The sequence below is a fragment of the Mesorhizobium sp. M1403 genome (assembly GCF_040317695.1).
Lineage (GTDB): Bacteria > Pseudomonadota > Alphaproteobacteria > Rhizobiales > Rhizobiaceae > Mesorhizobium.
In genome coordinates this window covers 1-25,433 of sequence record NZ_JAMYKY010000020.1, presented here as the reverse complement: position 1 = coordinate 25,433, position 25,433 = coordinate 1, and the positions used below count along the sequence as shown (strand labels likewise).

General features: G+C 62.7%; 23 protein-coding genes. 10 read left to right on the top strand and 13 right to left on the bottom strand.

All coding sequences use genetic code 11. The features are described from left to right. Nucleotides 1-15 precede the first annotated feature (15 nt). Nucleotides 16-2,256: a relaxase/mobilization nuclease domain-containing protein gene (locus NKH01_RS25720; RefSeq protein ID WP_353023021.1), complete on the bottom strand. Its 2,241-nt coding sequence runs from the start codon at nucleotides 2,254-2,256 to the stop codon at nucleotides 16-18. Continuing rightward, nucleotides 2,253-2,660, bottom strand: a complete 408-nt coding sequence (locus NKH01_RS25715; protein ID WP_023723225.1) for a hypothetical protein — start codon at nucleotides 2,658-2,660, stop codon at nucleotides 2,253-2,255. Before NKH01_RS25715 ends, NKH01_RS25720 begins: the two co-directional genes overlap by 4 nt. A gap of 466 nt (nucleotides 2,661-3,126) precedes the next feature. Here NKH01_RS25715 and NKH01_RS25710 point away from each other — a divergent pair, with 466 nt between their 5' ends. Next, a complete protein-coding gene (locus NKH01_RS25710; protein WP_353023020.1) occupies nucleotides 3,127-3,807 on the top strand; it encodes a nucleotide-binding protein in 681 nt (226 codons plus the stop codon). Next, a complete protein-coding gene (locus tag NKH01_RS25705) occupies nucleotides 3,804-4,211 on the top strand; it encodes a hypothetical protein (RefSeq protein WP_353023018.1) in 408 nt (135 codons plus the stop codon). The genes NKH01_RS25710 and NKH01_RS25705 overlap by 4 nt, the downstream gene beginning before the upstream one ends. A gap of 117 nt (nucleotides 4,212-4,328) precedes the next feature. Here the strand turns inward: NKH01_RS25705 and NKH01_RS25700 are convergent, their stop codons facing one another. The 3 genes from NKH01_RS25700 to NKH01_RS25690 form a co-directional block, all read right to left on the bottom strand. Further along, nucleotides 4,329-4,670, bottom strand: a complete 342-nt coding sequence (locus NKH01_RS25700; RefSeq protein WP_352518110.1) for a hypothetical protein — start codon at nucleotides 4,668-4,670, stop codon at nucleotides 4,329-4,331. A gap of 57 nt (nucleotides 4,671-4,727) precedes the next feature. After that, entirely contained in the window at nucleotides 4,728-5,051 is a 324-nt protein-coding gene (locus NKH01_RS25695) for a DUF736 domain-containing protein (RefSeq protein WP_353023017.1), read from the bottom strand. Between the two features lie 701 nt (nucleotides 5,052-5,752). Next, nucleotides 5,753-6,286 carry a hypothetical protein gene (locus NKH01_RS25690; protein WP_353023016.1) on the bottom strand — a complete coding sequence of 178 codons (534 nt, stop codon included), beginning with the start codon at nucleotides 6,284-6,286 and terminating at the stop codon, nucleotides 5,753-5,755. A gap of 250 nt (nucleotides 6,287-6,536) precedes the next feature. On the opposite strand from NKH01_RS25690, the gene NKH01_RS25685 reads away from it, so the two are divergent. Further along, entirely contained in the window at nucleotides 6,537-6,815 is a 279-nt protein-coding gene (locus NKH01_RS25685; protein ID WP_353023014.1) for a hypothetical protein, read from the top strand. 224 nt (nucleotides 6,816-7,039) lie between these two features. Here the strand turns inward: NKH01_RS25685 and NKH01_RS25680 are convergent, their stop codons facing one another. The 4 genes from NKH01_RS25680 to NKH01_RS25665 form a co-directional block, all read right to left on the bottom strand. After that, a complete protein-coding gene (locus NKH01_RS25680) occupies nucleotides 7,040-7,300 on the bottom strand; it encodes a type II toxin-antitoxin system prevent-host-death family antitoxin (protein WP_353023012.1) in 261 nt (86 codons plus the stop codon). Nucleotides 7,301-7,362: 62 nt separating this feature from the next. Next, a complete protein-coding gene (locus NKH01_RS25675; RefSeq protein ID WP_353023011.1) occupies nucleotides 7,363-8,304 on the bottom strand; it encodes a DUF2493 domain-containing protein in 942 nt (313 codons plus the stop codon). Between the two features lie 247 nt (nucleotides 8,305-8,551). Beyond that, nucleotides 8,552-9,595, bottom strand: a complete 1,044-nt coding sequence (locus NKH01_RS25670; protein ID WP_353023010.1) for a DUF7146 domain-containing protein — start codon at nucleotides 9,593-9,595, stop codon at nucleotides 8,552-8,554. Nucleotides 9,596-9,606: 11 nt separating this feature from the next. Continuing rightward, nucleotides 9,607-14,172, bottom strand: coding sequence for a strawberry notch-like NTP hydrolase domain-containing protein (locus NKH01_RS25665; RefSeq protein WP_353023009.1), 4,566 nt, complete (start codon nucleotides 14,170-14,172; stop codon nucleotides 9,607-9,609). A gap of 185 nt (nucleotides 14,173-14,357) precedes the next feature. On the opposite strand from NKH01_RS25665, the gene NKH01_RS25660 reads away from it, so the two are divergent. Then, nucleotides 14,358-15,551: a DUF1173 domain-containing protein gene (locus NKH01_RS25660; protein ID WP_353023007.1), complete on the top strand. Its 1,194-nt coding sequence runs from the start codon at nucleotides 14,358-14,360 to the stop codon at nucleotides 15,549-15,551. Nucleotides 15,552-15,587: 36 nt separating this feature from the next. Here NKH01_RS25660 and NKH01_RS25655 read toward each other — a convergent pair whose 3' ends face one another. After that, nucleotides 15,588-16,271, bottom strand: coding sequence for a transposase (locus NKH01_RS25655; protein ID WP_352509832.1), 684 nt, complete (start codon nucleotides 16,269-16,271; stop codon nucleotides 15,588-15,590). Between the two features lie 245 nt (nucleotides 16,272-16,516). Here NKH01_RS25655 and NKH01_RS25650 point away from each other — a divergent pair, with 245 nt between their 5' ends. Next, nucleotides 16,517-16,975, top strand: coding sequence for a hypothetical protein (locus NKH01_RS25650; protein WP_353023006.1), 459 nt, complete (start codon nucleotides 16,517-16,519; stop codon nucleotides 16,973-16,975). 978 nt (nucleotides 16,976-17,953) lie between these two features. Here the strand turns inward: NKH01_RS25650 and NKH01_RS25645 are convergent. Continuing rightward, on the bottom strand, nucleotides 17,954-20,101 hold the full coding sequence (locus NKH01_RS25645; RefSeq protein WP_353023005.1) for a ParB/RepB/Spo0J family partition protein: 2,148 nt from the start codon (nucleotides 20,099-20,101) through the stop codon (nucleotides 17,954-17,956). 190 nt (nucleotides 20,102-20,291) lie between these two features. Between NKH01_RS25645 and NKH01_RS25640 the strand changes: the two genes are divergently transcribed. Together NKH01_RS25640 and NKH01_RS25635 are read left to right on the top strand one after the other, a co-directional pair. Beyond that, nucleotides 20,292-20,912 carry a DUF433 domain-containing protein gene (locus NKH01_RS25640; RefSeq protein ID WP_352496762.1) on the top strand — a complete coding sequence of 207 codons (621 nt, stop codon included), beginning with the start codon at nucleotides 20,292-20,294 and terminating at the stop codon, nucleotides 20,910-20,912. Further along, a complete protein-coding gene (locus NKH01_RS25635) occupies nucleotides 20,909-21,295 on the top strand; it encodes a DUF5615 family PIN-like protein (RefSeq protein ID WP_352451766.1) in 387 nt (128 codons plus the stop codon). The genes NKH01_RS25640 and NKH01_RS25635 overlap by 4 nt, the downstream gene beginning before the upstream one ends. 392 nt (nucleotides 21,296-21,687) lie before the next feature. Here the strand turns inward: NKH01_RS25635 and NKH01_RS25630 are convergent, their stop codons facing one another. Then, a complete protein-coding gene (locus tag NKH01_RS25630) occupies nucleotides 21,688-22,884 on the bottom strand; it encodes a DUF932 domain-containing protein (protein WP_353023003.1) in 1,197 nt (398 codons plus the stop codon). Nucleotides 22,885-23,281: 397 nt separating this feature from the next. Here NKH01_RS25630 and NKH01_RS25625 point away from each other — a divergent pair, with 397 nt between their 5' ends. From NKH01_RS25625 to NKH01_RS25615, 3 genes are all read left to right on the top strand, one after another. After that, complete coding sequence (locus NKH01_RS25625; RefSeq protein WP_352784847.1) at nucleotides 23,282-23,524, top strand: DUF982 domain-containing protein; 243 nt, start codon at nucleotides 23,282-23,284, stop codon at nucleotides 23,522-23,524. A 517-nt stretch (nucleotides 23,525-24,041) separates the two neighbouring features. Continuing rightward, nucleotides 24,042-24,299, top strand: coding sequence for a hypothetical protein (locus tag NKH01_RS25620; RefSeq protein WP_352595478.1), 258 nt, complete (start codon nucleotides 24,042-24,044; stop codon nucleotides 24,297-24,299). Nucleotides 24,300-24,305: 6 nt separating this feature from the next. Beyond that, nucleotides 24,306-24,458 (top strand): hypothetical protein, encoded by a 153-nt coding sequence (locus NKH01_RS25615; RefSeq protein ID WP_352595477.1) that lies wholly within the window; start codon nucleotides 24,306-24,308, stop codon nucleotides 24,456-24,458. 108 nt (nucleotides 24,459-24,566) lie between these two features. On the opposite strand, the gene NKH01_RS25610 is transcribed toward NKH01_RS25615, so the two are convergent. Beyond that, nucleotides 24,567-24,833: a DNA -binding domain-containing protein gene (locus NKH01_RS25610; RefSeq protein ID WP_352843566.1), complete on the bottom strand. Its 267-nt coding sequence runs from the start codon at nucleotides 24,831-24,833 to the stop codon at nucleotides 24,567-24,569. Nucleotides 24,834-25,433: the final 600 nt, after the last annotated feature.

The window sequence follows — 25,433 nt, the reverse complement described above, 5'->3', positions numbered from 1 at the left end:
GGCAGTGAGCTCGGCTCAGCGCTCGTAATCGTTATCATTTGAGCGCTGGGTCTTGCGGTCCTGCTCTTCCGACTGCCGTGCCTTCTGTTTGTTGGCGTCCTTCTGCTTGGCTGCCACCTTCTCCTGCTCGGTGCCGGTGCGCGGCTGCTCCGGCTCGCGGGGATCGTCTCGAGTTGAAAGGTCTCGCCCTCGCGGCTCGCGCTCGGGGATCGGCTCGCCACCGCCACCACCACGACGCTGCTGCTGCCGCTCGAATTGTAGCCGCGCGAGACGGTCGTGCATCTTGTCGTTCACCTCTTCACGATACTGTTCGAACTGTCCTTGATGGGCCGGCGGCAGCGTCTCGCGCATGTTGTCCAGAGCCTGATTGACGCGGGCCATCTGACGCCGCATTTCCAAGGGGGTTTGCGCCATGTTCAAATCTCCTAGCAGTGCATTCAATTCTCTCATACCGGGATGGGACAGGAAAGACTTTTGCCCCGATTGATCAGCTCCGCGACCCGCGGCAGGACCTGGCTGCCCCTCCCCTGTCCGGTCGCGACGGAACTGCAGAAAATTGTTGCCGATCGACTCCGCTGCCGTGAGAGCCTGACCGACTACGCCCGCGGCCCGCATCGTCGTCACAGTCTTTTGCCATGCGGCAGCGATAGCATCGCCGTTCACGACAAGGGATTGCCCATCCAAACGGCGTTGCCGCTTGGCCTCCACCCGCTCGATCGTCCTGGCGCTGACCTGGTAGCGCGGATCGCTCTGGGCGCGGCTGTAGGCTCCGGCATGCTCCTTCGTGAACGGACGCGTCATCGCATGGTCCATGCGCCGCGTCGCCACCATCGCAATGCCGTTCTCGCGTGCCTTTTCAGCAAAAGTCTCGCGCCAGGCGACCAGATCTGGCTTGTAGAATTTCAGGCGCTCGCCGTCGGCTGACCTTGCCTGCACCATTGCATGGATATGGACGTGCTTGGTGTCCTTGTGATGCGCCAGGACGAACGTGTATCCTGGCGCTCGCTCCTCGAGCACGGCGCGCGCCGCAGCCATGACGGCGTTGGCATCGGTGCCGGCTCTTGCCGAGAAAAGCAGGTGATAGGCATTGCGCCGCTCACGCCCCGAAAACTGCGGGCGCCATTGTTCATAGATCGAAGCCGCCGCCTTGGTGGAGCTTTTCACAGCAGGCACAGGCTCGCCATTTGCGTGGCGGATGTGGCTGTGGGTGCGGATGAACTTCTGCAGGAAATATTTCGCTTTGGGTTCACGGCTCACAGCCGCCGTTACCTCTGCCTTGGCGACCACCCCCGCCTCGCCCATGGCTTCAGACAGGCGCGCTTCGATCTTGTCGAGCGCCTTGCTGCGCGAATTTTTTTCCCGACCGCCGGCGAGCACCTTGGCAAGCGGTCCGGCCCGCTCATCGGTATGCGCGTAAACCTCCACCGTCTGTCCATCCTGCGCATAGATGAACGGTTTTGCCCCGAAGGCCTTGCTCAACGCCTCGCTCAAGGCGGCATCGGTGACCTCGCTAGCGAGATCGAAGCGAACCTCGATAAAATTGGTGTTTTCCAAGGGCGGTTCGAACGTCTCGCAAAACGATTCCAGGAACGCCTTTCTTGCGGCACCTGTCGCAAGCACCTGCCCGTCCTCGTCGAAAATCTCGATGTCGTGTTTCTCGCCTTTTTCGTCCTCGCGCTTCCCGATGTAATTGAGCAGCCGGGCGGCAGCTTCCTTGGTCGATGGCGGATTGGGCATGACCTTGAACACGGCAGGCTGCGCGCCCGCCGCATAGCCTGCCCGTGCCGCCACGGCCCGCGCCTGATAGCCCGTCCGCGCCGCTCGTGCCGTACCGCTCGGACGAACAGCACCACGACCACCGCCGCCGCGCCGCTTCCAGTCTTCCTCCTCCTCTTCCGGCCGGAAACCGGCGAGCGTGACGCCATAGATCATGATCGGCGCGCTAGCGGCCTTGGGCGAACTCGCAGCAGCAGTGGACTTCGGTGCCCTGCTGGACATGGAGCTCCCCGCCGCCCCCAATCCTCCCGGCGACGAACAATGGGCGCTCCTGCCGCCACCTGCCGTCGAGCCGCCTCCTTGCCCGAGGCGTCCGCCGCCACCGGTCCGCTCATAACTCTTCATCACCTGGAATTCACCGGCCGCGCGTCGGACGCCCGTCCCGGACTTGTCGTCGTCGAGCTCCTCACGCTTCACGCCGGACTCGCCCCGCAGATAGCGTTCGATTTCGGCCGCGTAGCCAGCAAGACGACCGCTCATGGCCTGGCCTCCCTCGCCTTGCGTGACCCGCCAGTCATCGCCTTCAGTTCCTCGCGAAACTGCCGCACCAGGTTGCCCACGGCGACCAGCGCCTGTTCAAGATCCTCATCGTGGGCAACACGGCCGTCGTTCATGGCGCGCACGGCCTGATTGAAATTGATGCCAACGCGCCGCAGCTGATCGGTCATGTCTACGATCGCCGGCCGCAACGCCTCTGATGCGATAGGCAGATGCCCGACCTCTGCCCGCACCAGACGCCGGACGACCTCGCTGACGGTAACGCCGTCTCGCTCCGCAATGGCTTTAAGGTTGGCCAGCTCGTCAGCCGAAAACCGGATGTGCGTCACCTCGCCGTAGCGTCGTGACGCGTTCTGTACCGCTGCTTTCTGGGCGCCTGCATCCATCTCTCAAGCCCGCTTGCGGGCGCTAAGGCCCGACAGGGCCGCGCCGCCTATTTTGTGTGTATCACAAAATAGGCTATCCTGCCAAGGATAAGGGGGAAAGGAAAAAGCCGACGTTCCTTTTCCTCCAACCCAGTTGTCATTGGCAGGTCCGGTCAACAATGTTCTCACCGTCATTTGATGCGATGTGTCTATGATGCGTTGACAACTTGTTTCCATGTTAACATGGAAACATCAGCCCTCTGATGCGCAAGCCGGAATGCGCAGTCGATGGGCCACCGGACCTGATAGCAGCTGCGCAAAAACTGCACCTTTAGCGAGCCCTTGTCGATGCGCGCCTGGGTTGCCAAACCGGTTCTCCCCGTCGACAATGGCTCCATGTTTTGACCGTGATTTTGTTTCATGTATCCATGATGATTTGTTTCCATGTTAACATGGAAACAAGGACACAACGCCGGAAGGAGGCCCCATGATCATCTCCGCTGCGATCCCAAAGGGCGGCACTGGCAAATCGACGATGCTGCGCACCCTCGCATCCGTCGCGCTGCATCGGGGCTATTCGGTCACTCTTATCGACGGCGACCGGCGGCAGAACATGAACCGCTGGTTCCAGATGCTGGGCGAAGCTGGCAATCGTCTTGACAGGCTCCAGATGGTGAGCGCGATGACCCCGCAGGAAATCCTCGACGCCGCAGCCATCTACAACGGTGAACGCTCGGTCGTCTTGATCGATACGGAAGGCACCACAAATGACAACCTCATGGCCGGGCTCTTCGCGGCCGACATTGTCGTCGTGCCGGTCTATTTTGCCCTCGATGATGTGACCGCCGCCATCCAGATCACCGACCACTACATCCCGCTGGCGGTCGAGAGCCGGGGTAGACCGCTGCCTGCGATATTCGTGCTGACCAAGCAGACCATCATCGATGGCAGGGCGCGAGCCCTGACCGAACTGCGCGCGATCATCCAGGCCAACGGCACGCCCATTGCAGAACACGTCCTGCACAATCGCGTTGCCTACCGCGACCTTCAGACCGGGCAGACCCTTTACAGCCCCGAGGTGCCTGACACGAAGGCGATTGCCGAGAGCGAAGGGGTCTTCGACGACCTTCTGCAAACCTTCATCGAAGCCACAAGGAACGCGGCATGAGTGAAGAAACCGCACCGAAACCCGGTGACGACAAGAAGGCCCGCATGATGAAGGCCATCTCCACGCAGCCGCCGGCGCTGCCCAGTATGTTCATCCCGCCGAAGGCCGAGACGTCAGGGACCAAGGAGCAAGCTGCGCCACAGATGCACGAACCGACAAAGCCGTCCCCGGCGGTCGGGCCCGATTTCCGCAAGCTGCTGCGGCAGGGTCAGAAAAAGGACCCCATCGCCGGAAAGAAGATACGCGAGGAGGAGATGATCCGCTGCGGCTACTATTTGACGGCCGTGGAGCAGCGCCAGTTCAAGTTGCTGGCGATCAGCAACGGGCACAGCATGACCGAACTGCTGCGAAAGGCCATCCAGGACTATATCCGCATTCATAAGCACAAACTGCCGAAGGAATGACCGGCGGTTTGGAGTCGCTGTCTCTTGCTGTAGCGGGTGATGTTCGTGGCTCTTTTGCGACGCGCAAAAAAAGGGCCCGCGACGGAACACTCCGTCGCGGGCCCTGGGACGTCTTGCCTACTTGGGTTGGTTGAGGTGTTTCAGCAGTTGACCGAGGATACCGTCCCGCTCCGGACGCCCGCTGGCTGCCGCTTTGTCGTCGACCAGCTTTGCGGCCAATTTGGGCGACAGCGGCATGAAGTCGTAGCCGTGTGAGATGGCTGCGCGGTGAAGATCCTCAAGCGTTTCGAACGCGCGATCGTGGGTGCCGAGCCAAAGACCGGGCTCGTCGGTTTCTTCGTGCGGGAACGCTTGCAGGAAGTAGGTCCGAAGTGGTGGATCGTAGCCGATGACAGCGTCTGGATCCGAGCGGACCTGTCCGGTGACGGTGCCAGTGACAGTGATGGTGTAGCGGCTCATTGCAACCTCCTTTTGCCGGTGGGGAGCCGGCCCCTTGCGGGGCCGGCCACCGATGCCTCAATGGGGGTTGTTCCAGAGGATGACCTTCTTGTTTTCCTCGCCGCCCGGGGCGGGAGCGAGATTGCCGAAGATGACGCCGATCTCGGGGGCTTCCAGCTTGACCGAGAGGTACTCTTCGCCGGAACGCTGGGAGGTGCGGTGCCAGCCGGCTCCGATCTCGAAGCCCGTGCGCTTGTTGACGATCCGGTAGTCGGGCGCGTCCTCGCGCGACTTGTTGGTGTTCGGGATCAGCGTGATCGGGGCGTTGACCCGGAGCGTGGCAAAGACGCCTTCCATCGAGCCGTCGGCCTTGGTGGTGAGGTTTGCGATCGTGGTGGCCATGGTAGTTCTCCTTCGGTTGCATCGGGGCCATTCCCGATGGCGCCAAAGGAGAGGACCGTCCTGCTGCGGTCATCTCGGCGAAAATTCTGGAAAATTCTATTTGCCGAAAAACAGCGGGCAGGCCCTTCGCCTGTCCGCAAACAAAAAACAGAAATCGAATTTTCCAGAATTTTCGCCGAGTGTACCCCCAACGGGGGTTGACCGCACAAAGCAGGCGGTCGTCTACAAAGGCGACATGAAACGGGAATGGCCCCGGATGCGGCAGATGGACAAGAACTCAGGCCGCCATCGCTTGACCGCCGACGCAACGCTGCCGGATCGCAGGAACAGGCTGCAGCCTCTCGGGTCATGTCGCCTACGTCGTCAATACCTCGAACAGCAGCATGGCGCGTGAACCGCCTTCCCGAATGGCGGAACAGCGGTATCGAGATCGGAGTGGGCTGGCAGCGAACTCCCCCAATCGGTGGCGATGCCTCGCAACCAAGTTGGATGACCGGGCAAGGCAGGATGTTCGGCACGCTTACACCCGCAGATGCGAGACAGGTCAAGAAGACATCCTGCACAACGCCCCGCGGCTCTGCGCGTGGGCCGGTCTCGAAAGGGGCCGGCTCCGGCCGTCCATAAAAGTGGAGTTGGCAGCGCGGGGCCGGATCCAGCCTATCGGATGGGACCCGGCGGGCTGTCGGCGGATCCGCGCGTAATCATCCTGGCAACGCCAGACGTTCGTCCGGCATCATGCGGGCTTCGGCTTGGCGACGAATGTCCGGACCGGCGTGATGAAGCATGGCGCACCAGTCTTGCACATTGTAGGTAGTCGCCATGCTGCCCTTGGCCAGATCGTAAATGACGCACGGCTTGTTCGCGATGGCGAGCCGAAGCACGTTGACGGCGGTCGCGGGTGATGCGCCGTCCCAGACCATCATGCCAAAGTCGGCGCGCCGTGTCATCTCCCGGTCCTTGGCGGCGTGGAACCAATACCCGTGAGCGCCTTCAGGAGACGGGACCTGGTAGGCAGCCCAGTCGCCCAGATTGTTGCGAGGTTCCTTGCCGGCATGAAAGACCCCGACATGTTCGTAGCCGTAGCCAGCGAGCAGGCCCTGCGCCTCGGCATTGGCTCCGGGCGCGTCGCCAATCAGCACGCCGTGCTCGGCAGCCACGATTGCGCCGATGCGAGTGATAGCAGGTTCCGGCAGCTCGAATATCTCGCGTGATCCACCTACGAATATCATCGACATGGTGACTTTCCCTTCTCTCCAGCGTCCCCCGCCCCGCGCCGGCCGCCCTCTCCCTCTGGCCCTGCGCGAGGGATCGTCACCCGAAGGCCGAGACGGCGAAGCCGGCTCGGGGAGCGGTGGGACGCCGCGATTAGAGCCCGGCCGGCCGCAGGCCGGCGCGCCCGGACCCTGCCGCGGCCGGAGGCGCTACGCGCGTCGAGCTAGTGGCCTTTGTCGGCCAGCCAGAGGGCTCACGTCCTGGATCGAGTGCATGAGCACCCGACGGATTGTCTCGCGCGGAAATGAAGCCCCAGCTTTGCCAGTTGCGCTCGGCCTGAGCGTTGATCGCACGCACCACCACCGCGCGACCGCCGACGATGTCGGCGCCGGCGACGCAGCGATGCAGCGCGTCCTTGACCAGGCCGCTGCCGATGCCTTGTCCGGCATAGCGGTTGTCGACGGCGAGTTGTCCGATCAGCAGCCCGGGAATCGGATCGGGCGGCCGGCCGGCGCGTCGTCGAGGAGTTCGATCCCTGAAAGCGCCAGCTAGCGGTCCCAGGGCGGGGACCGACGCAGCCGCTCGTCCGCCTTCAGCGGAGGCGCACCGGCCGGGGCCGAGATCGCCTGCATGAAGGCGTCATAGGCTTCCGGGAACACGCGGATGACGGTTTCGTGAGGATGGCCGCCTGCGCCTCCTGGAGTGCTGCACGCCGCATGAGCTCCGTGCGCGACAGGCCGAGCAGCTGCGCGCCGCGATCCTGACCAGGCAGAAATCTACCGCTCATCATCGTATCCTTTCCCGCGCGCTAGTCGATCGATCTCGGCGACGAAGAGTTCCGTGTGTTCCTCCGGCATCTCGGAGACATGGTATGCGCGGCGGGGATCGCCGCCGATGCGCATCCGTTCGTAGTGTTCGTAACTCATCAACACGAACCGGGGTTTGCGGTGCTTGGTAAGAATAACGGGTTCGCGGCTGGCAACGTCGGTGACGTCGCCAACCTGTTTGTTGAGATCCCCCGTCGTGAACTGACGCATGGCTGGACTCCTTATCGATCTCCATATTATCTAGATTTTCTTGATTTGCAAGAAAACGGCGCTCACGCGCCTCCCTCCGCGAACCGCCAGACGGGGATGCCGAGCCGACGGGCCTTGTCGGCAAGGTTGTCGGTGATGCCGGAGCCGGGAAAGACGATCAGGCCGTAGGGCACCACGGAGAGAAGCTGGTCGTTGCGGCGGAACGGAGCCGCCTTGGCGTGCCGGTTCCAGTCCGGCTTGAAGGCGATCTGGGTGACCTTGCGGCTCTCGGCCCAGCAGGCGGCGATGCGCTCGGCGCCGCGCGGGCTGCCGCCGTGGAGCAGCACCATGTCGGGATGCTTCTCGCGGGCCTTGTCGAGCGCCTCCCAGATCCGGTCGTGATCGTTGCAGTCGAGGCCGCCGGCGAAGGCGATCTTGGTGCCGGCCGGGACGAGCACCTCGGATTCGGCGTGGCGGCGGGCGGCGAGGAAGTCTCTGGAGTCGATCACCGACGCGGTCATCGCCTGATGAGAGACCTTGGAGCCGGTGCGCGGCCGCCATGCCGATCCGGTTTGTGCTTCGTAGAGGTCGGCGGCCTCATCGCGCATGATTTCGAGCACGTTGCGGCGCTCGATATAGGTGATGCCTTCCGCGGTCAGCCGTTCCAGCTCGACGGACTTCACCTCCGAGCCGTCCTGCTCCTGCTGGCTCGAACGCTGCGCCTCCTCGTTGCGGTCGAGGCTGCGGGCGACGCGCTCGGCGGCACGGTGGAAGACGTTTACGAAGGACCAGAGCAGGTCGTCGAGATCGGGTTCGAGCCTGGTGTCGCCAAGCATGCCGGCGAAGGTCTCGACGATCCCGGCGAGGCCGGCCCGGATCACTTCGTCGTCGGGAAGTGGCCGAGGATCAGGTTCGTCCTGATGCGGGCGATGGCCGTACATCTGCAGTTCGAGGAGGACGCGGTCGGTCGGCGAGGAGGCGTGGTAGGGCTCGTAGGCGTCGTCGAGAGGAAGCTCGTAGGTCATGGCGGTGTCTCCGTCGGCTATGCCGCGCCTATCGCGGCCTGACAGCGCATCCCGGCCGCGCGCCGGGCGCGGCCGCACCGAAGGCCGGAGCGCGAGCGGAGGACGGCGCAGCCGTTGCGGCCGTGACCGGGGGGTGGCAGGGGTCGCCTCTCAGGCAGGCCGCGGGCGCGGCTTCTCCGGTGGACCGCCGCTATGTCTGCAGGCTGTCCGGCGACGCCGCGCCGGCCTGCGTGCCGGCCCGACCCATTCATCCGGGCGGCAGGAAGAGACGGGCATCCTCCGGGACGAGCTGGTCACTGAGCCATGCTGCGAGATGGGCCGGGCCGAGATGACGCAGGTCGTCGTTGAAATCGCCGAGCTGCGGCCGCAACACCAGGGCGAGGATCCCGGCTTGGCCGGCTCGCTGGCTGAGACGCTCGATGCCGTGCCGGCCGGCGGCATCGGCATCGGCCGCGATATAGAGGCGACGGCAGCCAAGCGGGAAGGTCAGGCCGGCGAGGTGATTGGCCGAAGTGGCGGCGGCAACCGGCAGCGCCGGCATCACCACCTTAAGCGACGCCATCGTCTCGAACCCCTCGCCGGCGGCCATGACCGAGACGGGCGCACCGGGCTGGTGGCCAAGCCAGATGCCGTTGCCAAGGAGATTCCCCAGCGAACGGCGTGGATCCGCGAGTTGCGCCTTGCCCTGACCCGAAGGATCAAGCCAGGTGCGTTGTAGGCCGGTGATACGCCCGTCGAGGCTGGTGACAGCGGCAATGAGCGCAGGTAGGGTCTGCGTCTCGCCCGTCACGAGATCCCGGTAGTAGCAGCCGGGATGGAAGCGCACGGCACGCTCATGCGCGGAAAGCAGGATGCCGCGGCCGGCGAGGTATCGTTCGGCCAACGTGCCGGCGATCGGCTGCGACATGGCGAACAGGCGACGCGCCGCGTCAGGCGAGCCGGGTGCCGCGGCAGGCTGGCGTTGCGCGCCAGGAGCGTGGGGCGGTGGCAGCGGCACGGAGAGGAAGCGACGCGCTTCATCCGCGACGTCACGGAAATCAACAAGACCGCAGCTTTCTCGGATGACATCGAGCAGATCGCCAAACTCAGACGTCGCCTCGTCGACCCACCTACCCGCCGGGCCTTTCGCGTTGGCTTTCAGCCGCACATGCATGGAACGGCCGCGCGTGTTGCGGACATCGCCGACCATCCAGTAATTGCCGGAGCGATGGCCGTTGGAGAGATATTCCCGGCACACCGCCTCGGCATGATCGCCAAGGCGGCGTGCCAGCTCTGAGGCCGAGCCGGTCATCATCCCCTCCCTCAAGCCGCCGAGGTGCGGTCGGTGACGCCAACCAGCGTATGGCGGTCGAGGAGCGCGGCGAGGATGGCAGACCCTTGCGCGGACGTCGGGATGAACAGCCGGAGCTTCCAGGAGATGATCTCGGAGATCAGCCCCAGCGCCTTCAGCCGCGGAACCATGGCGTCGGTGAAGCCGATCAATTCGACACGGTAGTCGTTCATGACGCGGCCGCGGCGCAGAATCAGGCCATCGGCGAGTTGCAGTCCGATCCGTCCGTCGACAAGCCCGGTCCAGGCATCTTCCGGCGCGAGCTTGGGTACATCGTCGAGCCCCAGATTGCGGAACATGGTGGCGACAAGCGTCGGGGCGATGTGACGCCCGATGATGCGTTCGCCGGCATCGGTCTGGATCCGGTAGACCTGACAATCATGGTCTGGCAACCGCCGCCAGATCGGCAACAGCAGACCCGTCACGATGTGGAAAGTGCTGGTGGTGAACTCCGGGACGGCGTCGATTTCTGCCTGCCAAAGCTCGCGGAACAGGTTTCGGTCGGTCGGCTGCCAGTGGGTTTCGGCAAGGGCGTCGAGACCGAAGCGCAGCTCGTCGGTCGGCCGCAGCAGCCGCACGCGGTGTTCTATCGTGCCGTCGTCGAGCATCAAGCTCGCCGTCGGCAGCCGGATCGCCGCACGGCTGGACCGGGCGTTCACCAGCAGAACCGATTGGGGCTCCGCCCGGACGATGGCCAGCGCGTCGACCAGGCCGAGCGGCCGGATACGGTCCTTGCGCGCGACGGTCAGCACATGCGACTGCGCGCCCGAGACTGGGTGCGCGTAGACGGTGCGGCGACCGGTGACGACGATGCTCTCCGCCGTGATGGTCTCCAGGCCCTTGTCGTAGTTGCCGGCGGCGATGGCGCCTTCTATTCTTCCCGCCATCAGCTGCTCGAATACCTCGAACAGCAGATTCTGGGTTTCGATGCGCAGCGCGAGCAGGCGGTTGAGCCAGGTCGTGATCGGCGGCAGTTCATCGCGCAGGCCGCCCTCCTCGGTGGTCAGCGACAGCCCAGTTACCGCTTCGAAGGTCGTGAGTGAGCAGCCCTCGATCTTGCCCTGGTGCAGCAGATAATAGAACTGCCGCAGCGCTGCGCGGGCATAGGGGCTTTCCAGATTGTCTTCGGCACGAAACAGACCTGCCCCGCCGGTCTGGCGCTGACCGCGAGTGATCGCGCCCAGCGTGTCGAGCCGCCTGGCGATCGTCGACAGGAAGCGTTTGCCGGCCCTCACATTGGCGGCCATGGGTCGGAACAGCGGCGGTTGCTTCTGGTTTGTGCGGTGGGTCCGTCCGAGACCCTGGATGGCGTTGTCGGCGCGCCAGCCAGCCTCGAGCAGATAGTGTTTGCGCAGCCTCTGGTTCCTGACTCCAAGATCGGCATGATAGGAGCGGCCGGTGCCGCCAGCATCCGAAAAGATCAACACGCGCTTGTCGTCATCCATAAAACTCTGGGACTCGGCGAGATTGGCCGAGCCAGGGCGGTTTTCCACGGCCAGCCGGTCGATGCCGTCGCGGCCGGTCTTCTCGACGATGCGGCGCGAGCGGCCGGTCACCTCGGCGACGGTGTCTGTGCCAAAATGATGGATGATCTGGTCGAGGGCGCTGCCGACCGGCGGTAGCGATGCGAGTTTTTCGATCATCTCGCCGCGCCGGCGAACCGCCTCGCGGCACTGGACCGGGTTGCCATCTTCGTCGTGGACAGGCCGCGAGTAGACGTTGCCCTCCGCGTCGGAATACTCCTCGAACAGTTGGGTCGGGAAGGAATGCATCAAGTACCCGCCGACATACTCGCGCGGCGTGATGTCGACATGCAGGTCCGACCATTCCTCGGTGGGGATCTCGGCAAGCCGTCGTTCCATCAGCGCCTCGCTGGTCGAGACGATCTGCACGACTGCCGCATGCCCGTCGGCGAGGTCCTGCTCGATCGCGCCGATCAGGGTCGGCGTCATCATCGAGGTGATCAAATGCGAGAAAAAGCGTTGCTTGGTACTTTCAAAGGCTGAGCGCGCCGCCGATTTTGCGTTGCGGTTCAGCGTGCCGGCCTCGCTGGTGATGTTGGTGGCCTCGAGTGCGGCGGTCAGGTTGTTGTGGATGACCTGGAAGGCGTCTGCATAGGCGTTGTAGATGCGGATCTGCTCCTCGGTCAGCGCATGCTCGAGGAGGTGGTATTCGACGCCGTCATAGGAGAGCGAACGCGCCGTATAGAGGCCGAGCGACTTGAGATCGCGGGCGAGCACTTCCATCGCCGCGACACCGCCGTCCTCGATCGCGGCGACGAATTCGGCACGGTTGGCGAATGGAAAATCCTCGCTGCCCCAGATGCCGAGACGTTGCGCATAGGCGAGGTTCTCGACGGCGGTCGCACCGGTCGCGGAGACGTAGACAATGCGGGCATCGGGCAGCGCGTGCTGCAGCCGCAGTCCCGCCTTGCCCTGCTGCGAGGGCGCGACGTCGCCACGCTCGCTTTTGCCGCCAGCGGCATTGGCCATGGCGTGGGCCTCGTCGAAGACGATGACGCCATCGAAAGATTTTTTTGCCCCCGACGGGTTTTCTCCAATCCCTGTCTGGCTTTCTTTAATCCCTGTCTGGCTTTCGGGCCTCCCCGCCAAGTTTCCTCTGTTCCCCGTCGGGCCTTCGTCCCTCCTGGCCTCTTGGCCGACCCAGTCGAGTATCTGGGCGATCCGGGATTTCTTGCCCTCCCGCTCTTGCGAGCGCAGGGTCGCGTAGGTCGTGAACAGGATGCCCTCGGCAAGGCGGATCGGCGTGCCCTGCCGATAGCGCGAGAGTGGCTGCACGAGAAGTTTTTCCTGGCCGAGTGCTGCCCAATCGCGCTGGGCGTCTTCCAGCAATTTGTCCGACTTGGAAATCCAGATCGCACGGCGGCGGCCCTGTAGCCAATTGTCGAGGATGATGCCGGCGACCTGCCGTCCCTTGCCGCAGCCGGTTCCGTCACCCAAAAACCATCCGCGGCGGAAGCGGACCGCGTTCTCAGCACCTTCTGGCGCGGCGGAGACGACATCGCAGGTCTCGTCAACAGTCCAGGCGCCGGTGAGATGGCCGCAATGGGCTTCGCCGGCATAGATGACGCTTTCGAGTTGGGCGTCTGACAGCAGGCCCTCGTCGATGATCGCATCAGGAAGAAGCGGCCGATAGGAAGGCTTTGGCGGCGCGACGGCGGCCATTGCGGCCGACTGCACGAGCGACGTCGGATGCGGTTTCGCGCGGGGAATGTCAATCGACTGGAGCGCATAGGGTTCGTAGATCGTGTCGGTGAGCCGGCCGCCCTCCTCCGGCATCCAGTCGCGCAGCTCATAGGCGAGGGGGACAGCCGGCGTGCTGTTTGCCATGACCTGGCGGGCGGGCTTCGCCCGCGCAGTCGGGCCGACCGATTGGATGGCCTTCGGAGCAGCCGTTGAGGCACCGAGGGGTGCGGCTCTCGCTCCCGATTGGGCACCCATGTGCATGGCGGCATTGCGCACGATGCCGTTGGACAATGTACCGGTCGAGTTCGGAAAGCCGCCCGGTGTCCGGGGCGGCAGATCCGTGATCCAGGAGAGCAGCGTTTCGACATCCGTGGCCTTGCCCGGCGAGCCGGAGAAGCTGGTTGGGTCGTTAGCAGGAACTTTGTCGATGATGGTCAAGCGGGTCTCAGCCGTCGTCCCATGGCGGGCGTACACACGGCCGTCGATCGCTGCGGTGAAGACGGTGGTGCCCTGCTGCTGCAACCGTTCGAAGGCCGGCCGCCATTTGGAGTTTTCGGGAGACAGCCCGGAGCCGGTGACGGCAACGAGGCGTCCGCCCGGAAGCAGGCGTGCGAATGCGGAAGAGAGGTGCCGCCATGCGGCATCGGCGACATGGCCGTCGACATATGCGCCGACGCTGAAGGGTGGATTCATCAGCACGACGGACGGCTCCATGGCCGCGTCGAGATGATCGTCGATATGGGCGGCGTCGTGCCGCGAGACGGGAACGCGCGGGAACAGAAGGCCGAGGAGATCGGCGCGTGTCGCTGAAAGCTCGTTGAGAGCGATCGAGGCGCGCGCCATCTCGGCATGGACGGCGAGCAGACCGGTGCCGGCCGAGGGTTCGAGAACGAGGTCGCAAGATGAGATCGCCGCGGCGTGCGCCGTGACGAAGGCCAGCGGCAAGGGCGTGGAGAGCTGCTGCATGGCCTGGCTCTCGTCGGACCGTCGCGTATGAGTGGGAAGAAGTTCGGCGATGCGCTTCATCATCGCCAGCGTCGCCTGCGGCGTGGTGGACCGGGACAGGATCGCTGCTCCGAACCGGCGCAGAAACAGCACCTGGGCGGTTTCGAGCGCCTCATAGGCGTCTTTCCAGACCCAGAACCCTTGCGCATCGCTGCCGCCAAAACTTGTCGTCATGGTGGTGCGCAGTTCCGCAGTGGTGACAGACTTGCCCTGCTCGAGGAACGGCAGAAGCCGCATTGCCGCCTGATAGATCGCCTGGGCGTTGTTGATGGGGACGTGCCTCGGCGCGTCGAGGGGAGCGGCAGCTGTGGTCGAAACGATGTTCATGGAGATGTCCTTCGCGAGAGGGGAGAGGCGCCCGCGCCGACACTCTCTGCGCGCCAGCCGGGCCGCATTCCTCCCGGCTCCCCTCTGCCTCTGGCGCCGATGCACCAAATGGGTTGCGCTCTGCGCAAAGCCATGACTTGAATGCGCGCACAGGGATGCGGCGGCGACCTGGAGCGGCGGAGGTGATGCGACGGTTCAGAATTGGCAGTGAGGTTTACGAGGGGGCAGCGCCTGACCTGCAGGCGGCGTTGGCGAGCGCCTATGCCCGCACCGAGCGTCCGCTGTGCCTGTGCCGCGAGCCAGGCTGCCCGATGTATATCGCCCGCATCGGCGACCTTCACCTGATCAAGCGCATGCCGCTGAGCGGCGGCGGACATGATCCATCCTGTGATTCCTATGAATCACCTTACGAACTGTCCGGTCTGGGCGCCTTGATGGGCAGCGCCATACAGCTCGATCCGCAAAGCGGCATGGCGGCCCTCAAATTGGACTTCAGCCTGTCCAAGACGGGGAGCCGGGCAGCGTCCGTGCCTGCGGGGCAAAGTTCCGCCAGCGTAACCGCCGATCCCAGGGGGATGTCGCTGCGTGGCCTGCTTCATTATCTCTGGCACGAGGCCGAACTGACGGTCTGGACATCCCGATGGGCCGGCAAGCGACATTGGTGGAATGTCCGCTGGCATCTGCTCGAGGCTGCCGGGCAAATGACGGTGAGGGGCGGACCGCTCGCGGATATCCTGTTCGTGCCCGAGCCGTTTCGCGCCGAGAACAAGGAAGCCATCGAACAGCGTCGCAACGCGGTTCTCGGCACGGCGCTCCCGCCGAAATCCGGTCCCCGAAAGTTGCTCGTCCTGGTCGGCGAGGTGAAGGAGATCGTGCCCGCCCGCTCCGGTCAGAAACTCGTCATCAGGCATTTGCCCGGTTTTCCCTTCATGATCGAAGATGCATTGCATCGCCGCTTGCAGGTGCGATTTGAGAAAGAATTGTCGTTGTGGGCAGCGGATTCCAGCTCGCATCTCATGACGATCGCGACGTTCGGACTGAACCCGGCCGGCCTCGCCATTGTCGAGGAGGTCGCGTTGATGGTGGTGTCCGAAAACTGGATTCCCTACGAGACGGTCCCGGAGAAAAGGCTCGTCGATGGGCTCGCCCGCCTTCGTGAGAAGAGCGTGAAGGGATTGCGCTTTGACCTGCAACCCGACCAGCCGATCGCCAACGCATTGCTTCAGAACAGGGACGAGCCGATAGCGCTCTTTGTCGTTCCGGCCGGTGCGGACGAAGCGTTCGAGGCGTCGCTCGACGAAATGATCGCCACGCGTCCGGAGATCGGCTCCTGGGTGTGGCGTGTCGGCGGAGGCGATATGCCGCCGCTACCGCTCTGAGCGTCGGCGGAATTTCCGTCGATGCTTCAGTATGCCTTAGGCCAGGCCCAGCTTTTTCTTGAGCTCGGCATTTTCCTTGCGCAGACGGTCGGCAAGCAGGTTCTTGAGGCGCTTGTTTTCTTCTTCGAGTGCGACAAGATCGCGGAGATCACCACTTTCTGAAGAAGGTGCGGCAGCTCTTTTCCAATAATAGTAGGTCTGCTCGGATATGCCGGCCTGGCCGACCGCAATCTTGCTGGTCGCGCCGCCAGCGATCGATTTCTCGATCTGGTCAAGCTTCTGGGCGCGTTCCTTCTCGGAATATGTCTTGCGGGTGGTCTTGACTGCTAACGGAGATTCAGCGGCCTGGGGCGCTGGCTTCGCCCCGTTCCTGCGGGCCGGCTTTGCGAGCTCTGCCTTCGCTTTCTTTGCTCGCGGAATTTTCTTCTTGGATTCAGGCACTTCCACTTTGGCTGGCGCTACTGTCGTCTGAACAGTCTGAGCGTCCTGAAAATCGGCCATGATATGCTCCGCTTTTGGTTTATCCCCTCCTTCAGCATCAATGGCTCTTATACTGAAGTCAATGACCTCTGAATTTGGCAACTGAGCACCGTCAGCCGGCTGCGTCATTTCCGTGACAATTTTGGACAGGTCGAGACCACCCCAGATCGAATGGCTTGACTTTTGCTTGCCGTGCTTCTGTTTCACTTCCACAACAAATGGCCGGATCTGGCGCTTCATAGTCTGTTCCTTGATGTGAGGACGACTTGCAAGCCAAGTCGCTGTTCGTTTTTGCGAGTATCCGACGCGAAGGTATCTGTCGCTCTCGCCGTGCTTTATCGGAGAAGCGACGCAACGAGCAAGCGATGTGTCATGGGCCTTAGGCGACCGGCTCAATCAGCGGGGGCAAACATGCCTACTGAGAGGTGGATCTTCAGAGCTGCATCCATACACGCGATGCTCAGGCGTCTAGCCAGCGGCGCGCGATGACTGTGCACAATCCGGCTGGAGCGATTGCAATCCAAATTTTCTTGGGAACTAATCTTCTCATGGCGGCGGATGAGCTGGACGCGCTTGTTTTCGGGATGGCAGTCGAAAGCGTTCGTGCGCTTACTGTACCTTTCACGGAAAAAGTCTCAGAAATCGCCAACCGAAGCCACGGCGTACTGCTTTTCAATTTGCGAATCGATGGCGACATGGAACTTCAGCGGGTCGCCGCCATCCGCTATCCTAGCGATCAGACAGGCGTTCTGGTGCTGGACAAGCAAGGCTTGTTGACCAGCCATTGCATGGTCAATGGCACTTTCTCCAGCTTTATCGCTCCCTTGGAGGACTGGAACACCCTTCCGCTATCGATGCAGGCCAAGACGAGTATCGCCGGCCCGGCCTGCCTGTTCATCGGCGCTTTACGCAATGCCGGGTACCTCCCGCATGGTAGGCACTGACCTGAAGTTTTGCTGAGGGCCGGATGCTTATATCCTCCTGGCAGTTGGCCATACGGACTCGCATGTTGGATACCGGGATGCAGGCTGGTGTTGCGGATAGAGGTCCGACCCTGGAGCGTGGCTTTCTTGACCACGAAGACCTCGTCGATGTTTGGCTCAACAGCTTGAGGATGCGCCGTACGCGGGTGCATCCACTGAGCCAAGGTCAGTCACCGTGAGGAGACGTTTCGCCGCCGAGGCGCGGTTCTTATAGGTGCCCATCGTCGCCTTCCTTCGTCAGCTCTGACGCAATCGCACTTTGGACAGGAACTCGTCGATCTCGAGATCCGACAGATCATCGAGCAGCTTGAAGACAGCATCATGCCTTCCGGCGTAATGAGCGTGCGTTTGCCGCGATCTTCGGCCCACCGGCTCCGGCGGGGTCGCTCCCGGCCGACAGGCTGTTGACTTGGCTTTGGCGGCTGTTGCGGAATGTCATGCGGCGTGGGATTGGAACGGATTCTGACGACCGACGCCAGTGATGGCGCGGACGGCCGCCGCGAGCGCCGGAATGTCCTCGAGCATGCTGAGTGCGACGAAGTGGTTGGCCCCGCCGGTATAGTCCTTGCGCCCCGTGCAGGTCCTGATCAGGATGCCGTGACCTGAGGACAGCCCGAACTGGCCGACCTGAATGTAGGCGCGGTCATGGTGCAGGGTAATTTCACCGGAAACGGCTATGCCCGCCTTGTTTGAGCGCAGGTCTAAGCTTCCCTGCGGCAGGGCAAGTTCGACGGCGAGTTTCTTCAGCCGTGAACGGGCTGTCGCGTGGAAATGTCTCTTCTGCTGCTCGTCGTACGAACAGCTTCTTTACCAGGCCAACATGCGGATCTCCATCAAACGAAAGCGTCCGGGATCGCCATGGCGATCCCGGACTTGAGAGTGAGTTGGAAATGAATGAGTCCGGTGGAGGTGCCGGACCCGTGCCGAGCGGGAGGCCGATTATTCGGCGGCCTGGAGGTGATCTGCTTCGTCGCCGTCGATGGTCACCGGCTCATCGGAGGACGGATCCGCATCGTCGGCGAGGAAGGCCGGCAGCTCGGCGGCATCGCCGTCGATAGCCGCCTCGTCCGACCTGTCGCCGGCGACCGCGTCGCCAGCATCGGTAGCCACTTCATCAATCTCAAGGCGCAGCGGCTCGGGCAGCCAGTTCGATCCTTCGAGAAGACGGGCGGCCTCACGCGCCATGCTGTCCTTCTTCATGTGGTCGATCAGCTGCGCGGAGTCTGCGCCACGAGCTTCGCGGACAGCCTGTAGAATCCGCGCCTTGGTGAGCCGCCCGAGGAACTCAACGGTAGGCGTCCAGCCGGCGTCGACCATGTCAAACTGGAGCGAACGTCCAAGCAGGTCTGCATGCTCGAGCGCCTTCGCTCGCCTGTTCCAGGGTTCGACCACCGCATTGAGGGTCAGCGAGACGCAGTGCGCGAACAGCGCCTTGCGGCTTGCTTCGTCGAGGCCGAGCAGGAAGTCCCACAGGCCTTCCGCTTCATCGGGCAGATCGCGGTCCCAGGCTTCGTGCCGCTCGGCGATCTCCTTGGCCCAGGATGTCTCGGCAAGACCATCGACCTGGCTGAAGCTGCCGCTCTTCAGGCTGATCTCCAGGCACGTGTCCGGCGCGAAGCGATAGAAGACCTGCAGGACGAAGGCATGGAGTGCGGCGACGATGGCGATGTCGACGTCACCGGCGAGCGCGTTGCGTAGCGCCAGGGTCCGCTGCGCGGTCAGGTCGAAAACGAGCCGATCGGGCAGCGGCTTGATGCAATCGTCCTCGCCGTCGTCGCCAGAGCCGTCACCCACCGGCTCGCCGTTGACGACAATACCTTCGCCATCGTCGCCATTGGATCGGGTTCCGCCGTCGGCGCCCCCTTCCTCGCGCTCATCGACGTCGCCAGTTTCGGTCCGCGGCTCGTCCTCGGGCCGCACGAAACCGGCGTCGACCTGGAGCTTGCCGTTCGCGGCAAGCGTAACGAACACACCGGCAATGGCCTTCTGGGCGGGATCGTAGCTTTGAGGACGATCATCGATCGCATCGAGCTCGGCACCCAGTTGGTCGAGCTTCGCCTCGATTGCTTCGTCGGCATTCTCGGCCTGGGCATAGTCCGCATCCAGCTTGTCGTATTCGGCCTTCAGCGCGTCGTAGCGTTCGATCTCCTCGGCGCTGAGCTCCTGCGCCTCGGCGTAGATGCGCCGCATGCCGGAGGTGTGGCCATAGGGAAAGCTGATCGCCGCCTCGACCCATTTCCAGCCTTCGGCGCGGATCGCCTCGGCATCCACCTTCAGCCTGTCGAAGACAAGCTGCTCGAGGAGCGCCGCATCCTGGAACCAGCCACCGGAGTCCTGCTCGAAGAGATCGCGCAGGATGACGCCGCCAGCTGCTTCATAGGCTTCGGCGCCGACATAGACGGCCCGGCGATCATCGGCCCGGACCGTGGTCTCCGTCAGCAGACGCCTGATGTAATAAGGTTCCTGCATGTGCGAGCTGGAAATCCGCTCCCAGACCTGCTCCTGGCGCGCGTGATCGTCCGAGATCGAAAACGCCATGATCTGTTCGAGCCGGATTTCGTCCTTCTCGTAGAGGTCGAGCAGCATCGGGGACACCGATGCCAATCGCAGGCGCTGCCTCACCGTCGCCGGCGATACGAAGAAGCGTGCGCCGATCTCCTCCGGATCGAGGCCCTGATCGCGGAGCGTCTTGAAGGCCCGGAACTGGTCGAGTGGGTGCAGGTCGGCGCGCCGCAGGTTTTCGGCAAGCGAGTCCTCTTCGGCCGAGGTCTCCTGCCTGCGGTTGACGATGCAGGGGATTGGCTCGTTCTTGGCCAGGCGCTTCTGCTTGATGAGGATGCCGAGCGCCAGATAACGCCGCCCGCCGGCGGGCACCTCGAACGTGCCGGTCTCCTCGCCCTCGCCGTCGAGCATGGGCCGGACGTTCAGGCTCTGGATCAGCTTTCGCCGTCCGATGTCTTCGGCCAATTGCTCGATTGACACGCCGTCCTTGATGCGCCGAACATTTTTCTGCGACAGCATTAGCTTGTCATAGGGAATATTCTCCGCGGCGTTCATCGCGATCTTCTGAATGGCGTTCTTTGCCATGGTCAGGTTCTCCATGACGGACGGTCCGGGGCCTCTCCCCGAACCTCCAAGCCCGTCAGGAAACCTCCCCTCCCCCCTCTGCCTCCCGTCGGGCGTCTGGCACGGACGCCGCCGGCTGCCGCAAAGCTTCGCTGGACTGCGGAAGGCAGAATGACTATATATCTTCCACGAATGTGGAAGGATTATTGTCATGCCGGGGTTTAGCAGCGAAGTGCTCACCGCCAATGAGGCGGCGGCGGTAACGCAGGTGCCGCTCAAGCAGGTGCATCGCATCATCGATGCAGGATTGCTGCGCGGCCGTGTCGAGACGCGCCGCGGCAGCCGCGTCATCGTCGGAGCGGGTCTCGTCGGCCTACGCCTCGCCTGGCTGACGGCGGAGACGCTGACGCCGGCCGCGCGGCGGCGGATCGTCGAGCACGCCATTGCCGATGATGCTACGCCCGTGGTCGCGGACGATCCCCTTAAGGTCGACCTGAAGCCGATCACCGCCGGGGTAAGGGCCGGCCTCAGCCGGCTGAGGAAAGCAAAGGCGATGGTGGCGCGCGATCCAGCGGTACTTAGCGGTCAGCCGGCCTTTGTGGGAACACGCGTGCTTGTTCATGACGTTGCCGACATGCTCGCCAACGGCGACACGGCCGACGCGATCCGTGCCGCCTATCCGCAACTGACTCTCGACCGGATCAGGCTCGCGGCCGACTATGCGCTCGCCTACCCGCGGCGTGGCCGTCCGCCGGTCAAGCCGGCGTGGCGCAGCACGGCGGCGAAATCGAAACGCACAATCCGTCTCGACGATCTGCCGGCCGTTTCGTGAAATTCCTGATCGACGAATGCCTGAGCCCAGAGCTTGCGAAACTGGCGCGCGAACGGGGTTTCCCCGAGTCGAGCCATGTGCGCTGGCTGGGCCTCGCCGGCGCCAAGGACCATATGGTAACCCGGCGCGCGGTCGATGACGGCTATGTGCTCGTCACGCACAACACGACCGACTTTCGCGGCCTCTATCGCCGCGAGGAGCTGCATGTCGGGCTCGTCGCCTTCAACACCGCCCCTGGCCTGATGAGCCTCGATCTCCAGCGCAGGCTCTTCCTTCTCGCCCTTTCCGAGCTTGGTGGAGGGGAGGCATGGAACGAAGTGCTGGAGATTACGGTGGATGTCGAGCGTACCGTCACCATCGAACGGTTCAACCTCCCCGACTGACGGACCTCCGCGTTCGTTTCCTGCAATCGGGCTGCGAGAAGCCGCCGCTCGCACAACGAAAAAGCCCGCCGCGGGAGGAGGTGCGGCGGGCTTGATTTGGACGACAGCATTCGGGAGGAATAAATGCCGTCCCTGATCGCCGAGGTCGGGAGGAGGTGACCCGGACGAAACTTGATACCGACAACCTACTCCCTTCCACGCTCCCGAGAAGCATTAATTGTGCATAGCAGCATTGCGATTTTGTGCAGCGCACACCTAGACCTGATAGATGTGTTTGCCAGACCTGCAGCGCAGGCCGTGTGCTGCGCGCCGCAGCGATGCACATGTTCGAAACTGGCGGCATCAGCAGCCCGGTGACGTTACCTACTCCCGCCGCGCGCAGCATTGCAGTATCATGCTGCCAGATCGAGAAGCTTCTTGGCCTTGCCCTCCATCTCCAGGCGAACATCCTGATGCGGCTTGTCGCGCGCCACCCGTGTAATGCCCTGCACGAAGTCGAAAATCGAGGCGGGCGGGTGCCCTTCCTCCGAAAGCACGGCATCGATGATCTTCGTCGTATCCGCCTTGGAGAAGCCGCGCTTGCGCAGGAAGCTCTGGCGATCTTCGTCGTCCCGAGCGACGACACGCTCCCGCGAAGCCTTGATGCCATTGACGAACGGCATGGGCGAAGACTCCGCGAACTGGATCAGCGCTGGCTCGGCTTCCAGGGCAAAACGCGAGGCGGCATATTTGGAATGCCGGATAATGATTTCCTGGAAATCCTGCACGCCCCAGAGGCAACGATTCTGGCACACTGCACGTAGATAGAAGCTGGCGATTCCAAGCGTGCGGGCGCCGACCTCCGAGTTCCAGCAATAAAACCCCCTGAAAAAGACGTCGGGCGAGCCATCGGGCAGCTTGCCGGCTTCGATCGGATTCAGGTCGTCGACGAGGAAGACAAAGACATCACGGTCGGACGCATAGAGCGTCGTCGTGGCATTGGAAATGTCGACATTCGGATTGTAGATTCCCGTTGACCAGTCGAGCACGCCAGGAATCTTCCAGCGGGTGTCGCCGGTACCGTTGCCGGCGATTTTTTGGACGGCCGCGATCAGCTCTTCATCGAAAATCCTGCCATAGTCCGGACCTGTAACCGCTCGCAGCTCGAGGCGTCCGTTCTCGATTTCCAGCATCTTCACCTGCTCGGCGCGGCGGTTGAGGAGACCGTGCTGAAGGTTGATCGCCGCGAGCGGGGCCGGAAGCTGGCGCAGATAGGTGGCCGGTGCACCTACCAGGCTGGCGAGTTGGCCAAAACTCCAATGCGTGGGGGCAACTGGGGCAGGCGCATCGGGCAGCATTAACCTCAGGCGCTCCGGATCGTCGCGGCTGGCCTCGACGCGGATCAGCTCACTCTCGACGATGCGCGTCTTGCTACGTTCGGACCGCAATTTCACCGAATTGTGGAGATCGGTGAGAGAAAGGTAGCGCTCGTCGGCCGGGCGGCTAAACCACTCCGACGACACCCGGCCGATGCGCTGGCCGCGGCTGACGTCGACCTTGTAGCCTCGACGTTCGTTGCGTGTGGGCGTGTGAATTTCCATCTGTGTCATGGTTGGAACTCCGCGGCGGGCGCCGGGAGCCGATCTCCCGGACCTCCACCCGCCACCCGCAATCCCGTCCGCCCTCTGCCTCTGTCGGCCTATCCGCGCCGAAAGAAGCGCTGGCGCAACGGCAGCGGCCGCGTCAGGGCTGACACCCAGGAAGGAAGGTTCGGGCTTCAGAAAAGCCCGCCCGTAGGACCAAGCGCCGCTTCACCTTCCGGACGCGACAGAAATCCGCTGTGCTTTCTTGCGCAACAAGACCGGGACCCATCGGGATTTCAGATAGCGGCCTGCTGAGATTGAGCAACTGCAGGTTCTCTTCGGACCCTAGCCAATAATGTATAAATCGACCCCACGTCATGATACGCGAAGACCGTATCGAGGTCGGAGCTGAGAGAGTAATTGCATGTCGAGCAGGTTCGTCCGGCCCGTGGTGGTGCAAGTTGGCCGGCATGACCGTGAGCGCGTGATATTCGATGTGAACGATGCTGCCACGATCCTGCTGCGGAGTTTTCCTTATCAGACGAAGAAGCGAAAACTGGCTATGGATGCATGTCTTCAGGTTCTGAGTGGTGAAGCTCAGCCGCCGGTTGCGAGACGGGCCTTCGTTGTAGCGGCGCCAGAAGCGAAAATCCTACGCAGCGACTGAGGTCCAAATGATAGTAGCCTCGATGGCTTCCAAAGTGACTTAGGAAAGCAGAGCTTCACGCGTCGCTGCGATGACCGCGAATTATGCAGCCGAAGCAGAACATCGAGTCCTGCCGTCGTGGGAAACAACCCCGACGTTCATTTGCTTGACTCGACGACGGTCAGGAAGACGGCAATATTTACATCGATCGGAGATAGCATATGCGAGATTTGCCGAGCGACATCGATGCTGACGTTGTGATCGAAGTCAGTCGGCTTCTCGATGCCTAGGATCTCTCGCCTTTGCCGGTGCACGACTGGTTAAACGGATTTGTACGATACTGCATACCCGCCTTTCCGATCACGCCATCGAAGAGTTGGTCGTCGAGATGGCGTCGAAACGTGGGTTGCCCATGGTCTTCGACAAGCCTGCAGCATAGTCAATTCTTCCACATCACTTGGAAATATCGGCAAAAGCACGCGGCGAATTGCCATCGCCCTCGAATGACCGGCCAGAATGGCAGGTCGAGAAAACGGCCATGGATCAGTTTTCCGCCTGCCGGGCTGGCGACGTTAAACGTCGGCTTGATAGCTCTCATCATGGTCGTGATTTCACCCGGCGAAGTGGCAACGCGATATTGCAAAATTCTGGCAGCGAGATCGCCCAAGCAGCGCCGGGCGTCGTCGCCTCAGTTTACCCGTTTCTCGCGCGAAAGAAAAAGGCCGGACCAAGCGCCTTTGCAATTCGAACCAAAGCCTGGCCACTTTTGGAATATCCGTGTTTTGTCGTTGATTAAGGAGAAGTGATCCGGATCGATCAGGAGCAGTGTGTCGCATTCGCCTTCGTCCAGTCGGGCGAGGTTGACCTCGTGTTGCTGTCGTCCAGCGTGGCGGGTCTGGTGCTCGCACCGGTCGCCGGCCATCTGGTCGATCGTCATGATGGAGCAAAGAACTAAGGTCTTTCAATTTGAACCTAATTCCCGCAGCCCCGACCGTCAGACCCCTCTTGTCGCGGACGCCGTAACCACATCTGACAAGCGGAGCGTGTCGCCGCCTGTTCGCCCTCATCCGGCGAACAATTCCTTGTAACCGGTCGTCACCATCCAGTTCGCCCGATCGAGATGGCTTCGCACAGTTTTCCGGGCCCGCTCCGGCTCATGCACCGGATCGATGCCGAGGATGACCTGCGCCATCTCCTCATAGCTTGCCTCGTCGGCACCTGCATCCAGGAGCCTCAGGTAGGTCGTGAAGTGCTGGCGGTCGTAGCTGGTCAGGCTGTCAGACCAGGGCGCTTCTTCTTTAAGACCTGGTTTAACGTCTGGATATTTCATCATGATATCGGGCTCCGGAAGTAAGTGATCGAAGAGCGATTGTTTCTTTTCGACAGCCTAACCAAGCGGATGGGAAACATCGTAGCTAAGACAACATCACGATCATAACCCGCAAGCGCCCGCTCGAGGCGATATGCGCATCTTCTGAGCGGTTCGACCCAGGTTAGGGATGAATTGCAAAAAGCTCAAGACCGTGCGGCGCGCACATCGGGTTTCGCATTGTTGGCCATCAAGGTCGTTTGTGACCACAGGATTAACAGGCAAAGCTTGTGCTTGAATTACCGCGATGCTCAGCATCGGTTCAACCACCGTATTCGAGTTCGTAGCGCCCGCCGAGGGCGCGCTGGCCGGGGCGCAGGTCAAATCGAAAGTCGAGAACCGAAGCCTACGCAAAGCATCTTTGGCGCTTCGTTTTGCCCGGCCGACAGCGCGCAGATCAACACGCGCACGACGGCGGATGCAGCGCTATGGTCCTCGGTGCCGACGAGCATCGCGATAGTCCTGCCGGGCTGTATTTGCTTTCAGCGGCGACCGCCACTATGAAGCGACGCTTCGCCGACTGTGTTTCACGCCGCCTGGAGAGTTTCATGACAGAAGAAG

Coding starts and splice junctions, on each gene's coding strand:
- NKH01_RS25720 (WP_353023021.1), bottom strand. CDS start 2,256: ATGAGCGGTCGTCTTGCTGGCTACGCGGCCGAAATCGAACGCTATCTG.
- NKH01_RS25715 (WP_023723225.1), bottom strand. CDS start 2,660: ATGGATGCAGGCGCCCAGAAAGCAGCGGTACAGAACGCGTCACGACGC.
- NKH01_RS25710 (WP_353023020.1), top strand. CDS start 3,127: ATGATCATCTCCGCTGCGATCCCAAAGGGCGGCACTGGCAAATCGACG.
- NKH01_RS25705 (WP_353023018.1), top strand. CDS start 3,804: ATGAGTGAAGAAACCGCACCGAAACCCGGTGACGACAAGAAGGCCCGC.
- NKH01_RS25700 (WP_352518110.1), bottom strand. CDS start 4,670: ATGAGCCGCTACACCATCACTGTCACTGGCACCGTCACCGGACAGGTC.
- NKH01_RS25695 (WP_353023017.1), bottom strand. CDS start 5,051: ATGGCCACCACGATCGCAAACCTCACCACCAAGGCCGACGGCTCGATG.
- NKH01_RS25690 (WP_353023016.1), bottom strand. CDS start 6,286: ATGTCGATGATATTCGTAGGTGGATCACGCGAGATATTCGAGCTGCCG.
- NKH01_RS25685 (WP_353023014.1), top strand. CDS start 6,537: ATGAGCACCCGACGGATTGTCTCGCGCGGAAATGAAGCCCCAGCTTTG.
- NKH01_RS25680 (WP_353023012.1), bottom strand. CDS start 7,300: ATGCGTCAGTTCACGACGGGGGATCTCAACAAACAGGTTGGCGACGTC.
- NKH01_RS25675 (WP_353023011.1), bottom strand. CDS start 8,304: ATGACCTACGAGCTTCCTCTCGACGACGCCTACGAGCCCTACCACGCC.
- NKH01_RS25670 (WP_353023010.1), bottom strand. CDS start 9,595: ATGACCGGCTCGGCCTCAGAGCTGGCACGCCGCCTTGGCGATCATGCC.
- NKH01_RS25665 (WP_353023009.1), bottom strand. CDS start 14,172: ATGAACATCGTTTCGACCACAGCTGCCGCTCCCCTCGACGCGCCGAGG.
- NKH01_RS25660 (WP_353023007.1), top strand. CDS start 14,358: ATGCGACGGTTCAGAATTGGCAGTGAGGTTTACGAGGGGGCAGCGCCT.
- NKH01_RS25655 (WP_352509832.1), bottom strand. CDS start 16,271: ATGAAGCGCCAGATCCGGCCATTTGTTGTGGAAGTGAAACAGAAGCAC.
- NKH01_RS25650 (WP_353023006.1), top strand. CDS start 16,517: ATGACTGTGCACAATCCGGCTGGAGCGATTGCAATCCAAATTTTCTTG.
- NKH01_RS25645 (WP_353023005.1), bottom strand. CDS start 20,101: ATGGCAAAGAACGCCATTCAGAAGATCGCGATGAACGCCGCGGAGAAT.
- NKH01_RS25640 (WP_352496762.1), top strand. CDS start 20,292: ATGCCGGGGTTTAGCAGCGAAGTGCTCACCGCCAATGAGGCGGCGGCG.
- NKH01_RS25630 (WP_353023003.1), bottom strand. CDS start 22,884: ATGACACAGATGGAAATTCACACGCCCACACGCAACGAACGTCGAGGC.
- NKH01_RS25625 (WP_352784847.1), top strand. CDS start 23,282: ATGTCGAGCAGGTTCGTCCGGCCCGTGGTGGTGCAAGTTGGCCGGCAT.
- NKH01_RS25620 (WP_352595478.1), top strand. CDS start 24,042: ATGGATCAGTTTTCCGCCTGCCGGGCTGGCGACGTTAAACGTCGGCTT.
- NKH01_RS25610 (WP_352843566.1), bottom strand. CDS start 24,833: ATGAAATATCCAGACGTTAAACCAGGTCTTAAAGAAGAAGCGCCCTGG.